Here is a 14,744-nt window from a genome sequence, read left to right as displayed (position 1 = left end):
CTTGCCGTACGAGATCTCGACGGCACTGCGCGAGCAAGCGGCCCCGGGCAGTCGCCCCAGGTCGTGGCTCACCTGTCCGCACGGTCGCGCGGACGGGGGCCGTTCGTCCCCTGCCGAACGTGCGGTCTCAGCGGTGTGATGGAGAGAGACCATCAGAGAGCACCCGCCGCCAGATTCGAGGGCACATCATGGACCGGCGCATCCCGTGGGAACTGTTCCGCCACCCCACCCCCCTGCTCTCCGGCCGGCGGTTCGAACCACTGCTGCTGGCGGCCACCGCCGGCGCCCTGACCGCCGGTGGCATCGCCTGGCTCGCCGGTGCGCCCGACATCGCCGACCTGTGCTGGGGTCTGGGCACCGTGATCGCTGTCGTGCCCGCCGTCGTCTGGGTACTGGCCGCGCTGCGACAGGGACACGCGGGCGTGGATCTCATCGCGGTCCTGGCGCTCGGCGGGACCCTGGCGGTGCGGGAGTACCTGGCCGGGGCGCTGATCGCACTCATGCTGGCCTCCGGACGGACTCTGGAGGCCGCGGCACAGCGGCGCGCCTCGCACGATCTGCGCGCGCTGCTGGAACACGCGCCGCACTCCGCCCGCGTCCGGACCCTCGATCTGGTCAGGGAGGTGTCACTCGCCGAGGTCGCGGTCGGTGACCTGGTGGTCGTCGGTCCGGGCGAGGTGGTCCCGGTCGACGGTCGGGTGGCCGGCGCCACGGCCGTGCTCGACGAGTCGGTGCTCACCGGGGAGTCCCAGCAGGTCGAGCGTACCGACGGCGAGCGGGTGCGCAGCGGTGTGGTCAACGCGGGTGGCGCGTTCGAGCTGCGGGCCACCGCCACCGAGCAGGACAGCACCTACGCGGAGATCGTCCGGCTGGCGCAGCAGGCCGGCGCCGAGTCCGCCCCCGTGGTCCGGCTCGCGGACCGGTACGCCGCCTGGTTTCTGCCGCTGTCCGTGGCTGTGGCAGGGCTGGCCTGGTGGGTCAGCGGTTCCGCGGTGCGGGCCGTCGCGGTCCTGGTGGTCGCCACCCCGTGCCCGCTGCTGCTCGCCGCGCCCGTGGCGATCGTCTCCGGCCTGTCCCGTGCCTCCCGCTACGGCGTGGTCGTCCGCGACGGCGGCGCTCTGGAGAACCTCGGCCGGGCCCACACCCTGCTACTGGACAAGACCGGCACCCTGACGTCCGGCCGCCCACGGGTGCTCGACGTGGCCGCCGCACCGGGCCGGGAGCCGACGGAGGTCCTACGGTTGGCGGCCTCGCTCGATCAGCTCTCACCGCACGTCCTGGCTCATGCCCTGGTCGACGCCGCCCAGGCACGGGACCTGGAACTCTCCATGCCCGCGGACGTCGCCGAGGAGCCCGGCCTGGGGGCCACCGGCACGGTCGAGGGCCACCACCTCACCGTCGGCCGCCACGGCGTAGGCGCAGGGGACCCGACGTGGGCACGCGCCGTCGACAACCGTGCCGCGCTCGACGGCGCCGCCGTCGCCTGGCTGACCGTCGACGGCCGCCTCGCCGGCGCCGTACTGCTGCGCGACCCACTGCGCCCCGACGCTCCCCGGACCCTGCGCCGACTGCGCGCGGCGGGCATCCAACGGCTGGTGATGCTCACCGGCGACCGCACGGAACCCGCCCGCGAGGTGGCCACGGTGCTCGGCCTCGACGCCGTCCACGCCCAGCTCACGCCCACCGAGAAGGTCGCCGCCGTACGCGCCGAACGCGCCCGCGCCGTGACCGTCATGGTCGGTGACGGCGTCAACGACGCCCCCGCCCTCGCCGCGGCGGACGTCGGCGTCGCCATGGGGGCCCGTGGCTCCAGCGCCTCCTCGCAGGCCGCGGACATCGTGCTGACCACCGATCGGGTGGACCGCCTCGCCGACGCCGTCACCATCGCCGTACGGGCCCGGCGCATCGCCGTGCAGAGCGCGCTCGGCGGCATGCTGATGTCGCTCGCCGCGATGGCCGTGGCCGCCTTCGGCATGCTGCCGCCGGCCCCTGGTGCCCTGCTCCAGGAGGGCATCGACATCGCCGTCATCCTCAACGCGCTGCGCGCCCTGCGCACCGACCGGAAGAGCCGGCCGTCCCTGGAGCCCACCACCGAGGCCCTCATCCACCGCTTCGCCGCCGAGCACGACGATCTGCAGGAGGTCCTCGAAGCCGTACGGGGCGCCGCCGACCAGCTCTCGAACGCTCCAGGGCCCGCAGCTCTCGCATCGGTACGTGAGGTGCACCGCCTTCTCACCGAGCGGCTGCTACCCCACGAGTACGCCGAAGAGCACCAGCTCTACCCGGCCCTCGCCTCCTCGCTCGGCGGCCCCGAGACCACCGCCACCATGAGCCGCGCCCACGCCGAGATCGAGCGCCTCGCCGGACGCATAGCCACGCACCTCGCGCTCAGCGGGACCGACGGCGCACCGCGCCCCGAACAACTCGACGACCTGCGCGCCTGTCTGTACGGCCTGCACAGCGTGCTGCGCCTGCACTTCACGCAGGAGGAGGAGAACTACTTCTCGCTCGCCCAGTAGCGGCCGCCGCGTCGGAGCCACTCCCGGTAGGCGGCCAGGGCCGTGGGCAGAGTCGGGAAGATCCGTTCGGTGCCGATGGCCTCGGTCAGCCCGAAGGCGTCGAGGTCGTCGCGCAGGTCCTGCTTGACGCGGGCGAGCGCGAAGACGATGTGACGCTGTTCGAGTTCCTGACGCAGGGCGTCGACCGCGTCGAGCGCGGTGATGTCCACCTCGACGATGGCCTCGGTATTGAGGACGAACCAGTCGACAGCACCTTCGTGTCGGTCGACCGCCGCCAGCGCCCGCCGCTTGAAGTCCTCGGCGTTGGCGAAGAACAGGGGCGAGTCGTAGCGGTAGACAAGCAGGCCGGGGACCGTGCGGGCCTGCGGATAGTCGTCCACGTCGTGCATCCCGGCCAGGCCCGGCACCAGACCCTCGACCGCGTCGTGCGGGCGGGCCACCCGGGTGAGCAGTTCCGCGACGGAGAGGCCGACCGCCACGAGCACGCCGTACAGGATGTCAAGGGCCAGCACTCCGGCGAGACAGCCCAGGGCCAGGAGCAACTCCCGGCGCCGAAAGGCTGCCAGCCTGCGGAACCCGGCCAGATCCATCATGCGGACCCCGGCATAGACGACCAGGGCGCCCAGCACGGTCGACGGCGTGTGCGCGAGGAGCGGGCTGAGGAACAGCAGCACGGCGAGCACCAGTGCGCCGGCGACGAGCGAGTACGCCTGGCTGCGGCCCCCGGCCGAGTGCGCGAGCGCGGTGCGACTGGCGCTGCTGCTCACCGGGAAACCGTGCAGCACGCCCGCGCCCAGGTTCGCGGCCCCCAGGGCCAACAGTTCCTGGTTGGGGTCCAGTTCGTCGCCGCGGGCCGAGAAGGCGCGCGCGGTGAGGATGACGTCGGTGTAGCCGACCAGGAGCACGCCGAGTGCCGGCAGTACCAGTTGCGGCAGGTCGCCCGGCGTCGGCAGGCCGGGGCTCGGCAGCCCGGCCGGTACCGCGCCGATGACGGCGATGCCGTGGTCCTCGAGTCCGAAGACCGCGACGGCCGCCGTACCGAGCACCAGGGCCAGCAGGGGGCCCGGGACACCGGGGAAGAACCGCGCGACCGCGAAGAGGAACGCGATCGCCGCCACGGAGAAGATCACCGTGGCGGGATGGGCTTCTCCCAGGTTCCTCACGAAGGAGAGCAGTTGAGGAAAGAACTCGGATCCCGAGGTGCTGACACCGGTCAGTTTGGGGAGCTGGTCGACGATGATGATGAGCGCCACGCCTGTCAGGTAGCCGACCAGGATCGGCCGTGACAGCAGATCGGCGAGGAAGCCGAGCCGTGCCGCCCACGCCACCAGGAACATCGCCCCGACCACGACCGCGAGCCCGGCGGCGAGCGCGGCGTACCGGTCCGGGGCGCCCGCGGCGAGTGGCCCGACCACGGTGGCGGTCATCAGTGCGGTGGTCGACTCGGGCCCGACGGACAGGAGCCGTGACGAACCCAGCAGGGTGTACAGCAGCAGGGCGGGGAGGATCGCCCACAGCCCCGCGACCGGCGGCAGTCCCGCGAGGCCCGCATAGGCCATGACCTGCGGAACGAGATAGGCCGCGACGGTCACTCCGGCCAGCAGGTCGCCGCGCAGCCACGAACGGTGGTATCCGGCCAGTACGGTGAGTCCTGGAGCCACCCGCCGCACGAGACCGCGTCGGCCTTCCCCGGCGGTCGCACCCGGGCGCTCGGACATGGGGCTCCCTTCGTCACCCCCTTCAGCATCGCCCCACGGGCGTCCCACCGCGAGGGCCGACCGGCCCTCATGGGCGGCGCTCCGGGCTCGCCGGGCATCGCGACGTAGCCAGCGATGGCGTGTCGGACGTGATGCACGGGGATCGTCCTGGTTCCCGCCGTCGTCTCCGGCACCGGAACGCTGACGGTGCGGACACAGTCTCTGTACTCCGCGGTGGCCTCGCCGCTCTTCGCCACTCCGCGGTCGCCTCGCCGCTCTTCGACCCGACCGGCAGCCGGACAGAACCGCCGAAGCCACCGTAGCGGAACTCCGTGTGATGCCTCTCGGACGTCTCGCTTCCGGCGTGGCGCACCCGGATTCGACCGCGGGTGGGCCCACCGGTCCCCCTCTGTCCCCGGTCGGCGCCTTTCATCCGGTCGTGCGGCGCCACTTGGATCACTCACTGCCGGCTGCTGCCAGGAACGTCCCATGGGCGCCCCTCACCGGGGAGGGACCGACCGGGCCCTCCTGCCGGGACCAGCAGGTCAACCTCCGGTCCGAAGGGGACCACCCGGCACCGCTGCCCCCTACCGGTACCCACACAGCCTCAGGTTGGGGCCGGACGGCCCCTTCGCCCCGCTCCGCCGACGGCAGCAGGCTCAAGCATGGCAAGCACCGCAGCACACCTCATCCGGGAGGAGGCCCCCATGTCCGCCACGTATCTGGACTCGTCGGCGTTGGAGAAGCTGATCGCTGCGGCCGTCGCCGCGCCCTCGATGCACAACACGCAGCCCTGGCGTTTCCGCCTCGACGCCGACTCGACCACCGTGGAGATCCACGCCGACGCCGGACGGGCACTGCCGCACGAGGATCCGCACGGCCGGGCCCTGCACATCGCCGCCGGCGCGGCCCTGTTCAACCTGCGGGTCGCGGTGAGCCACTTCGGCTGGAAGCCGGTCACTCGGCTGCTCCCGGACCCCCGCCGTCCCGGTCTGCTCGCCTCGGTGCACATCACTGGGCGCACCAGCCCCCGCACACTCCACGGCGACGATCTGTACGAGGCCATCTGGCACCGGCACAGCAGCCGCTTCCCCTTCGGCGACCAGCCCGTTCCCGTGTCCGTTCGCCACGAGCTTGCCGAAGCCGCCCAAGCCGAAGGCGCCACGCTCGCCGTCACCGGCCCGCGTGAGACGGCGCGGCTGCTGCGGATCACCACCGAAGCGGAGCGCCGTAACCACGCCGACCCGGCACGCGGCGCCGAAAGCCGCCGCTGGTCGAGCCGCGACGGGGCCGAGGACACGGGCATCCCGTCCGCGGCGCTGGGGCCGCAGGACACCTTCGAGCAGCTCCCCATGCGTGATTTCAGCGCGCGGCGATCCCTGGAGCGGCTGCCGGCCCGGCCCTTCGAACGGACACCCGCGCTCGCGTCGCTCAGCACCGGCCACGACCGGCGCACCGACTGGCTCCGGGCCGGGCAGGCGCTTGAGTGCGTCCTGCTCGTCGCCACGGCGCACGGTCTGCGCACCTCACTCCTGCACCAGGCTCTGGAGTGGACCGACCTCCGCGACGACCTGCGCCCCGCGACGTCCCCCTTCGACCACGTGCAGATGCTCATCCGATTCGGCTACGGCCCGGAAGGGCCTCCCACGCCCCGTCGCACACCGCTGCTCTTCCTCGACCTCGACGGCGCCGTCCCTCAGGGAGACCAGTACTGACCGAGGACGAATCACCCCTCCCCCGGGACCGGTCGGCCGGGGCCGGGGCCGACCGGCCCATGGGGCGACGGCCGAGAGCACCGCACAGTGGAGGGGAACGCACGTGACGAAGGAGGCGGAAGCCATGCGGCACCGGATGGTGAGCGATCTGATGACGACTTCGGTCGTACGAGTGCGCGAGGACGCCGGTTTCAAGGACATCGCCAAACTGCTGGCCGAGTACGACATCACGGCGATACCCGTCGTGGACGACGACGACCGGCCCGTGGGCGTGGTGTCAGAGGCGGATCTGCTGCGCAAGGAGGCGGGTCAGCTGGACCCCGCAGGACTGCTGCCGGTCCTGCACCCGCTCCCCGCCGACCGGGACAAGCAGGAGGCGACCGACGCCCGAGGTCTGATGAACAGCCCGGCCATCACGGCCCGGCCGCAATGGACGGTGGTGGAGGCCGCCCAGGTGATGGAGCGCTCGCACGTCAAGCGGCTGCCGGTGGTGGACGAAGTCGACCGGCTGGTCGGACTGATCAGCCGCGCCGACCTGCTGCGGGTGTTCCTGCGCGGTGACAGTGCCATCCGCGAGGAGATCTCCGGTGACGTACTGGTCCGCACCCTGGGCATCTCGCCCGACTCGGTGACCGTGCGGGTCGTGGACGGCCGGGTCTCCTTGGCGGGAACCGTCGAGCGGAAATCCCTCATCCCCGTCGCCGTGCGGATGTGCCAAGGCGTGGACGGAGTCGTGGAGGTCACCGAACAGCTGCGCCACCGGACGGACGACACCTCCGAAAACCTGTACGCCGACTCACCGCGCCACACCCAACTGTCGCCTTGACGGTCGCGGTGCGGCGGCACTTTCCGGCGCGCGCGGGGGGCTGGACGCCGACCTGCGTGTGCGCTCAAGGAGCGATACAAGTGGGGGAAGGAACCGACGCGACGGGATGCGACGTTCCGCCGACCTGCGGCCTCTGCTGTGTCTCCCCAGGGCCCGAGGGTCCCCGGGGGGCAGGATGGGCGATGATGGGACATGGAGAATGCCGGCCCCCTGGGAAACGGCCTCGGTCAGCTTCCGGACCCGGTCACCTCGGCCACGGCGGTCGTCGACGCGCGGGGGACCGTCACCGGGTGGAGTACCGGCGCGCAGCGGTTGCTCGGGTACCCGTACGAGGACGTCGTAGGGCGCCCCGCGGCGTGTCTGTTCGGCTGCGACGCCGACGCCCCGGTGGACTTCTCCGCGGTACTTGAGGGACGCAGCGGGACGACCCCGCTGCGACACCGCGACGGCCATCACACGGAAGCCGAGCTGCGGGCGTACCCGTCACTCGACCGCGAGGGCAACGCGCAATGGCTCATCGTGGCCACGCCTCCACAACGTCCTCGTCCGGGTCAGGAGCCGCATCCGGACAAGGACGAGGCCACGACGGAGGAGGCCTTCGCGCAGAGCCACCTTCCTGTGATGATCTACGACTCCGATTTGCGGGTCCTGCGCGGCAGCGCCGGCGCGACCCGTCAACTGGGGCTCACAGAGCGGCAGATGCGCGGTCGGCGTGTCACCGACATCCTGCCGCCCCATGTCTGCACCAGGGTCGAAGAGGGGATGCGCAGGGTGTTCGACACGGGGGCACCGGAACTCTTCCACGTACATGGCCGGCCCCGGCCCGGAGCCCACGGAATCTTCTGGGCCGTCACCGTGTCCCCCGTAAGGAACCCCGCGGGAGAGGTGCGACACGTACAGGTCGTCGCTCTCGACACCACCGAGCAGCACCGGGCCCGGGAACGGCTCGCCCTGCTGAACGACGTCAGCGCACAGGTGGGCAGCACCCTCGACGTGACGCGCACCGCTCAGGAGATGGCCGACTTTGCGGTGGGCCGGCTCGCCGACTTCATCAGTATCGACCTGCTGGACTCGCTGTTCCGCGGTTTCGAGCCCAGGACTCCCAGCGAGGGCTCCGTCGGTCTGCGCCGCGCCGCGCAGCAGTCCGTCCTTCCCGGCGTCCCCGAGTCGGTGATCCAGCCCGGAGATGTCGACTACTACCCGGAATCCTCGCCGCCCGCCCGCTGCCTGCTCACCGGGCATTCCTCGCTGCACAGCACCCGGGACGACGCCGTCGAGAGCTGGGGGACGGCCGACCCCGAGCGCGCGGTGAAGGTCCGCACCTTCGGAATGCACTCGCTCATGGTCATCCCGCTGCGCGCCCGAGGCATCACGCTCGGGGTGGCCGTGCTTGTCCGCCACCGGCGCCAGGACCCCTTCAACGAGGACGATCTGCTCCTCGCGGAGGAGATCGCCGCGCGCGCCGCCGTGGCCGTGGACAACGCCCGCCGGTTCACGCGCGAGCGGAACACCGCCCTGGCCCTGCAGCGAAGTCTGCTTCCGCAGCGGCTCGCCGCCCAGGAGGCCGTGGAGGTGGCGCACCGCTATCTGCCGGCCCGTTCCCGGGCCGGGCTGGGCGGCGACTGGTTCGACGTGATCCCCCTGTCGGGCGCCCGGGTCGCCCTGGTCGTCGGAGACGTGGTGGGCCACGGTCTGCACGCCTCCGCCACCATGGGACGGCTGCGGACCGCGGTACGCACTCTGGCGGACGTCGACCTCCCTCCCGAGGAGCTCCTCGTCCATCTGGACGACCTGGTCACCCATCTCAGGGCGGAGGAGGGCACGGGCACGGAGGAGCCGGAGCTCGACAACGTCACCGATCTCATCGCCACCTGTCTGTACCTGGTCTACGACCCGGTCTCGCGCCGCTGCGCGGCCGCCGGAGCAGGGCATCCTCCGCCCGCCGTGGTGACGCCCGACGGGACGGCGGAGTTCATCGACCTGCCGGTCGGCCCGCCGCTGGGAGTGGGCGGGCTGCCTTTCGAGGCGGTCGAATGGGAGGTGCGCCGCGGCAGCCTGCTCGCGCTGTACACGGACGGCCTCGTCGAGGTCCCCGAACACGACCTCGGCAAGGGCATGGCGTTGCTGCGCCAGCGCCTGGAACGGCCCGCTGCCTCGCTGGAGGCCCTCTGCGACGACCTGGTCAAGACCCTGCTCCCCGCGCAGCCGTCGGACGACGTCGCCCTGCTCGTGGCACGCACCCGCGCCCTCGACTCGAGCCGGGTCGCCACCTGGGATCTGCCTGCCGACCCGGCCGCCGTGGCGGGCGCGCGTGGCGAGGTCTCCCGTCGCCTGGCGGAGTGGGGACTGCACGAGGTCTCCTTCACCGCCGAGCTGGTGGTGAGCGAGCTGGTCACCAACGCGATCCGCTACGGCGGCCCTCCCATTCAGCTGCGCCTGATCCACGACACCGTGCTCATCTGCGAGGTCTCCGACGGCAGCAGTACCGCCCCGCACATGCGGCGGGCCCGCACCTTCGACGAGGGCGGGCGCGGCCTGTTGCTCGTGGCCCAGTTCGCCAAGCGTTGGGGCACGCGCCACCTGCCCGGAGGGAAGTCGATCTGGGCGGAGATCGACATCCAGAACGAGCGAACGTAACGGCGACCGAACATGTCTGCAGACGGACGTAGCCCGCGCTCACAGCAGACACGATCGACCGCGGAGCGGCCAGAATGAGACATGCCCGAGTGATCGTGACCCAAGTGCGCTGAGATGGCCCGAACGACCCCATGGGGCGGGTCCGTGGGGGGCGAACGTGGGAGAAACGATCAGTTCGGCATCGGCCGCACCGGCCTCGGCGTCGGGCTGCGCGGCGTTGACGTGCTGTGCCGGGGAGTGCGGTGCCCGTTCGGGAGGCGCCGAGGACCGGTTCCGGGGATTGCTGGAGGCGGCGCCGGACGCCATGATCATCGTGGACGACACCGGGACGATCAGACTCGTCAACGCCCAGACCGAAGTGCTCTTCGGTTACGGCCGCGAGGAACTCCTCGGCCGTTCAGTGGACTTGCTGGTACCCGACCGCTTCCGAGCCCACCACTCACTGCACCGCACCGGCTACGCCGAAAATCGTCAGGTGCGTCCGATGGGCGCCGGCCTTGAGCTGCACGGCCTGCGCAAGGACGGCACCGAATTCCCCGTCGAGATCAGCCTCAGCCCCCTGGAGACCACCGACGGCCTCCTCGTCTCCGCCGCCGTCCGCGACGTCAGCGACCGCAAGGCGGCCGAGGACCGGTTCCGGGGATTGCTGGAGGCGGCGCCGGACGCCATGGTGATCGTGGACGACACCGGGACGATCAGACTCGTCAACGCCCAGACGGAAGCGCTCTTCGGTTACGGCCGCGAGGAACTCCTCGGCCGTTCAGTGGACTTGCTGGTACCCGACCGCTTCCGAGCCCACCACACCCAGCACAGGACCGGCTACACCAACAACCGCCAGGTGCGCCCGATGGGCGCCGGTCTCGAACTCCACGGCCTGCGCAAGGACGGCACCGAATTCCCCGTCGAGATCAGCCTCAGCCCCCTGGAGACCACCGACGGCCTCCTCGTGTCCGCCGCCGTCCGCGACGTCAGCGACCGCAAGGCGGCCGAGGAACGCATCAACGAGCTGGCCGCGCTCGTCGAGTCCTCTCAGGACGCGATCCTCGCCAAGACCCTCGACGGGCACATCACCTACTGGAACGCCGCCGCCCAACGCCTCTACGGGTATACACGCGCCCAGGTCATGGGCCACCACGTGTCCCTGCTGGCCCCGCCCGAACACGGCCACGAGATCGACCTCCTGATGGACCGGTTGCGCAACGGGGAAAGGGTCGAACACTTCGAGACACTGCGGGTCACCCGTCACGGCGACCTCCTCGACGTCGACATCACACTGTGGCCGACCCGCTCCCCCGACGGCGAGGTCATCGGCGCGTGTGCCATCGTCCGCGACATCAGCGATCGCAAGCGGGCCGAAGCCGAGCTGACTGTCCTGTACGAACAACAGCGGCACATCGCGCTGACCTTGCAGCGCAGTCTGATGGGCACTCCGCCCGCCATCCCCGGTCTCACGACCGCCAGCCGCTACCGGCCCGCCACCCAGGGGGCCGGGGTGGGCGGCGACTGGTTCGACCTGGTCCCGCTGGGCGCCGGCCGCGTCGGCGTCCTGATCGGCGACGTGATGGGACGCGGGCTGGAAGCCGCCGCAGTCATGGGCCAGTTGCGATCCGCCGCGCACGCCCTGGCCAAGACCGGAATGCAGCCCCGCCAGCTCATGCAGGCCCTCGACGCGGCCGTCGCCGACCTCGACGTCCCGGACCAACTGGTCACCTGCTGCTACCTGGTGATCGCGGCCGACGCGGACGCGGTGACGATCTGCTCCGCCGGACATCTGCCCACCCTGGTGGCCACCCCGGGCGAGGGCGCCCGTGCGCTGCCCGCGCCCGTCAACGCGCCCCTCGGCGTGGGTGATGTCCTCTACCAGCAGTGCAGCGCGGTCATCCCGCCCGGCGCCACCCTCGTGCTCTACACCGACGGACTGATCGAGACCCCCGGCAGCGACATCGAGGACCAGCTCTCGCAGCTCACCGCCACGCTGAGCGACCTGTTCACGACCGCCCCCGACCTGGAGGCGGCTGCCGACCACGTCCTGACCACCTTGCTGCCCGACGCCGAGGGTCACAACGACGATGTCACCCTGCTGCTGACTCGGCTGCCCGACGCGCCACTGGCCACCGTCTCCCTCGACCTCCCGGCAGTCCCCGACTCCGTCCCCGAGGGCCGAGCCTTCCTGAGCAAGGCCCTCACCTCGTGGGGCTGCGCCACAAAAGCGGACGACGCGCGGCTGCTGCTCTCCGAAGTCCTCACCAACGCCGTTCAGCACGCCCAGGGCCCCATCGGGCTGCACCTGTGCCGGACCGCCTCGGACCTGACGGTCGAAGTCGGCGACCACAGCCCGCAGTTGCCCCAACCCCGCTTCGCGGCCGACGACGACGAGTGCGGGCGCGGACTGATCCTCGTCCGCGCGCTCGCCGACAACTGGGGCGTACGCCCCACCGACGACGGCAAGACCACCTGGTTCACCCTCCGCCTGTGAGCGGACCCGCCGTCATCGTGCTGCCTGGTGACATCGTGCTGCCCGGCGTCGCCTCGTCCGTCGCTCACTGGCCGGACGAGGTGGCGGTGCCCGAGCCGCTGGACGGGCCCTGACCGCTCAGGACGAGTTCCTTCGCCCGGCGGAACTCGTCGTCCGTGATGTCGCCGCGGGCGCGGATCTCGGACAGCTTGGCCAGTTCGTCGACGCTGCTGGTTCCGGTGCCGCCGCCCGCCGTCTGCCGGATGTAGGAGTCGAAGGCCTCCTGTTGCGCGCGGGCCTGGTTCACCTCTCGGCGGCCCATGTTCCTGCCGCGGGCGATCACGTAGACGAGGACGCCCAGGAAGGGCAGGAGGATCACGAACAGGAGCCAGCCGGCCTTGGCCCAACCACTCAGCTCGTCGTCACGGAAGATGTCGACGATGATCCGGAAGAGCAGGATGAACCACATGATCCACAGGAAGAACCAGAGCATGCTCCAGAAGACGCTCAGCAGCGGGTAGTCGTACGCGAGGTACATCTGTGTGCTCATGTCGCTCCTCCATCCCGGGCGTTCGCCCGGCAGTCGTTCCTCCAGATTCAGCATGCGCACGGCAAGGTTCGTCCGGCCTCACCCGGCACGGGTGAACATCCGCGCGGAGTCTCAGGGCGACGGGGCGGAGCCGTACGGGTCCGCGGCACGTGCCCGGCGGAGCGCGGCTCGCCAGGCGAAGGCGAGGACGAGTTCGATCAGGCCGAGCAGCACGAGCCACAGGCCGAGCAGCCGGGTCAGGGCGCGGGCGGACTCGGTCGGCAGGGCGAGCACCACGACTCCCGCGACGATGCCGAGCGCCGCGGCGCAGAAGACGACACCACGGTGCGGGAGGGCCTTCATGGCGATGGCCGTGTAGGCGGTCAGCATGCCGGACACGAGCCAGACGATGCCGACGATCAGCGAGAGCGCGGCGATGGTCTGCAGCGGGTTCCTCAGGCACAGCACCCCGGCCAGGACGAACAGCACCGAAAGCAGCAGCCCGGGGAGCCGCTCGCCGTGCTCATCGCGGCCGAAGACCGCCACGAAGCGGAACACCCCGGTCACGACCAGGTAGAGACCGATGAGTACGGCCAGGATATGCAGGGTCTCGTCCGGCCACACCAGTACCAGGATGCCCGGCACCAGCGTCGAGACCGCCGAACCCAGGATCCAGGTCCATGAGCGGCCGAGTCCCGCCAGCAGTTCCTCGGGGTCGGCGGGCGGCGCGGAGGCCGGCCCTTCGGGCCTTGGCCCGGGTTCGGTACGCGGCGCCGGACCACGCGATTCGGTCATGGCTCCTCCTCACGCGGTCGAGCGGGTCGTCGCCGGACCGCCGACGGGACGGTGTGCGGGGACTGCACCGGGTCAGCGTCCCGCGCGCCGCCCGCTGCCGGGTCACCCCCGGCGGGTGATCGTCCCTGCCCCGGGGCGGGTGATCGTCCCCACCCTCGGGACGGCGGCCGCCCCGTCACTCCGGTAGTCGGCGCATCTCCACGACGTGCAGTCCCAGCGACTGGCAGCGAGCCAGCAGCCCGTACAGGTGCGCCTCGTCGACAACGGGGCCGAACAGGACTGTCTGACCGGACATCACCACGTGATCCATCTCCGGAAACGCCTTGGTCAGCGTCTCCGTCATGTGTCCCTCGACACGGATCTCGTAGCGCATGGGCTCAGAACGACCTTTCAATGCGTCAGGACGAGCTTGAACGAGATGATCAGCAGGCCGAGCAGCAGATTGATCGAGGCAGTGACGGCCGTGAGGCACCAGGAGGCGCCCGCACTCCGTGCCGCGGCCGCCGACCAGCCCACCTGCCCGGCCACGGCGACGGCGAGCGCCAGCCAGAAGGTGCCCTGGAGGTCGAGGCCCAGGAGCGGGCTGACGGCCACGGCCACGGTCGGCGGGACGGCGGCCTTGACGATCGGCCACTCCGCACGGCACACCTCGACGACGGTCCTCCGGTCCAGGGACTGTCGGGCCAGACGCGCTCCGAAGAGCTGGGCGTGCACGTGCGCGATCCAGAACGCCACGCCGGTACCCAACAGCAACACCGCCAGCTCCAGGTGGGCGAACGAGCCCAGCGTGCCGGTGCCGATCACCACCGATGCGGCGAGCATGGACCCGTAGACACCACCGGTGTAGTCGGCTTGCGCCCGATGGTCGGCGTCGGCCGCTGAGGGTACGACGGGTTCGGTCCGGGACATCAGGGCCTTCTTTCCGACTCGGCGCACCGGACCGAGGGCATCGGCCGCATCGCCGGATTCGGGATGCGGGCGCCCCGCCCGGTCGGGAGGTGCGTGGTGCCGCCACTCCCATCGCATCCGAACGGCTCGTCCCGCGCCTCACCCGTGACGGGCGAGGGTGCTCACCGGTACGGGTTCACAGCAGCCGCAGCTCGCGCGCCCGGCGCACCGCTTCGTTGCGCCGGTTCACCGCCAGTTTCCGGTAGACGCTCTTGAGGTGGGTCTTGACCGTGTTCACCGACACGCAGAGGTCGGCCGCGATCTCTTCCGTCGACATCGTCTGGGCCAGTCGCTGGAGAACGTCGCGTTCGCGTTCGCTCAGCTCCTGTACGACGAGCGGTGCGGGTGTTTCGGGCCGGGGCGCCTCGCCGGTCGTCAACCAGCCCGCGGCCAGTGGCCGCAGTGGCGCCGTGCCCAGGAGACGTCGGATCCACGGTCCGGCCTCGATGAAAGGACGCCGCAGCCGCTCGCGCCGGGCCTCCAGGAGCGCCTGGCCCACCAGCTTGCCCGCGGCGGCGGAGTCACCCGACTCCAGTGCGGCCTGCGCCCGTGTCAGCGTGGCCCGCACGGTCACCGCCGGACCGGCCGGGCCCTCGGTGCGCAGACGGTCGAGCAGGCCGAGC

11 protein-coding genes are annotated in these 14,744 nt (G+C 71.4%); 5 read left to right on the top strand and 6 right to left on the bottom strand.

Features of this window, described 5'->3' with window-relative positions; genetic code table 11:
• Window positions 1-188 precede the first annotated feature (188 nt).
• Complete coding sequence (locus ABZ656_RS26280) at window positions 189-2,519, top strand: heavy metal translocating P-type ATPase (RefSeq protein WP_360270891.1); 2,331 nt, start codon at window positions 189-191, stop codon at window positions 2,517-2,519.
• On the opposite strand, the gene sulP is transcribed toward ABZ656_RS26280, so the two are convergent.
• Window positions 2,498-4,237, bottom strand: a complete 1,740-nt coding sequence (gene sulP, locus ABZ656_RS26275) for a sulfate permease (protein ID WP_360270889.1) — start codon at window positions 4,235-4,237, stop codon at window positions 2,498-2,500. The genes ABZ656_RS26280 and sulP overlap by 22 nt on opposite strands.
• 686 nt (window positions 4,238-4,923) lie before the next feature.
• On the opposite strand from sulP, the gene ABZ656_RS26270 reads away from it, so the two are divergent.
• The 4 genes from ABZ656_RS26270 (at window position 4,924) to ABZ656_RS26255 (ending at window position 11,870) form a co-directional block, all read left to right on the top strand.
• Window positions 4,924-5,931, top strand: a complete 1,008-nt coding sequence (locus ABZ656_RS26270; protein WP_101402989.1) for a nitroreductase family protein — start codon at window positions 4,924-4,926, stop codon at window positions 5,929-5,931.
• A gap of 124 nt (window positions 5,932-6,055) precedes the next feature.
• Window positions 6,056-6,757 (top strand): CBS domain-containing protein, encoded by a 702-nt coding sequence (locus ABZ656_RS26265; protein ID WP_101404054.1) that lies wholly within the window; start codon window positions 6,056-6,058, stop codon window positions 6,755-6,757.
• A 192-nt stretch (window positions 6,758-6,949) separates the two neighbouring features.
• A complete protein-coding gene (locus ABZ656_RS26260; protein ID WP_360270886.1) occupies window positions 6,950-9,394 on the top strand; it encodes a SpoIIE family protein phosphatase in 2,445 nt (814 codons plus the stop codon).
• A 217-nt stretch (window positions 9,395-9,611) separates the two neighbouring features.
• Window positions 9,612-11,870 carry a PAS domain S-box protein gene (locus tag ABZ656_RS26255; protein WP_360270918.1) on the top strand — a complete coding sequence of 753 codons (2,259 nt, stop codon included), beginning with the start codon at window positions 9,612-9,614 and terminating at the stop codon, window positions 11,868-11,870.
• Window positions 11,871-11,934: 64 nt separating this feature from the next.
• Here the strand turns inward: ABZ656_RS26255 and ABZ656_RS26250 are convergent, their stop codons facing one another.
• From ABZ656_RS26250 to ABZ656_RS26230, 5 genes are all read right to left on the bottom strand, one after another.
• Window positions 11,935-12,399, bottom strand: a complete 465-nt coding sequence (locus ABZ656_RS26250) for an SHOCT domain-containing protein (protein WP_101404052.1) — start codon at window positions 12,397-12,399, stop codon at window positions 11,935-11,937.
• A 111-nt stretch (window positions 12,400-12,510) separates the two neighbouring features.
• Window positions 12,511-13,173: an HdeD family acid-resistance protein gene (locus ABZ656_RS26245; protein WP_360270884.1), complete on the bottom strand. Its 663-nt coding sequence runs from the start codon at window positions 13,171-13,173 to the stop codon at window positions 12,511-12,513.
• Between the two features lie 175 nt (window positions 13,174-13,348).
• Window positions 13,349-13,546: a hypothetical protein gene (locus tag ABZ656_RS26240; RefSeq protein WP_101402986.1), complete on the bottom strand. Its 198-nt coding sequence runs from the start codon at window positions 13,544-13,546 to the stop codon at window positions 13,349-13,351.
• Between the two features lie 17 nt (window positions 13,547-13,563).
• Window positions 13,564-14,082, bottom strand: a complete 519-nt coding sequence (locus ABZ656_RS26235; protein ID WP_101404051.1) for a hypothetical protein — start codon at window positions 14,080-14,082, stop codon at window positions 13,564-13,566.
• Window positions 14,083-14,257: 175 nt separating this feature from the next.
• The coding region (locus tag ABZ656_RS26230; RefSeq protein WP_360270881.1) for a LuxR C-terminal-related transcriptional regulator at window positions 14,258-14,744 on the bottom strand (487 nt) is incomplete at its 5' end.

It is taken from the genome of Streptomyces sp. NPDC007095 (assembly GCF_040634475.1).
Classification (GTDB): Bacteria; Actinomycetota; Actinomycetes; order Streptomycetales; family Streptomycetaceae; genus Streptomyces.
The sequence above is the reverse complement of the archived record's forward strand: the minus strand, read 5'-3'. Positions and strand labels throughout refer to the sequence as shown.

Coding starts and splice junctions, on each gene's coding strand:
- ABZ656_RS26280 (WP_360270891.1), top strand. CDS start 189: ATGGACCGGCGCATCCCGTGGGAACTGTTCCGCCACCCCACCCCCCTG.
- sulP (WP_360270889.1), bottom strand. CDS start 4,237: ATGTCCGAGCGCCCGGGTGCGACCGCCGGGGAAGGCCGACGCGGTCTC.
- ABZ656_RS26270 (WP_101402989.1), top strand. CDS start 4,924: ATGTCCGCCACGTATCTGGACTCGTCGGCGTTGGAGAAGCTGATCGCT.
- ABZ656_RS26265 (WP_101404054.1), top strand. CDS start 6,056: ATGCGGCACCGGATGGTGAGCGATCTGATGACGACTTCGGTCGTACGA.
- ABZ656_RS26260 (WP_360270886.1), top strand. CDS start 6,950: ATGGAGAATGCCGGCCCCCTGGGAAACGGCCTCGGTCAGCTTCCGGAC.
- ABZ656_RS26250 (WP_101404052.1), bottom strand. CDS start 12,399: ATGAGCACACAGATGTACCTCGCGTACGACTACCCGCTGCTGAGCGTC.
- ABZ656_RS26245 (WP_360270884.1), bottom strand. CDS start 13,173: ATGACCGAATCGCGTGGTCCGGCGCCGCGTACCGAACCCGGGCCAAGG.
- ABZ656_RS26240 (WP_101402986.1), bottom strand. CDS start 13,546: ATGCGCTACGAGATCCGTGTCGAGGGACACATGACGGAGACGCTGACC.
- ABZ656_RS26235 (WP_101404051.1), bottom strand. CDS start 14,082: ATGTCCCGGACCGAACCCGTCGTACCCTCAGCGGCCGACGCCGACCAT.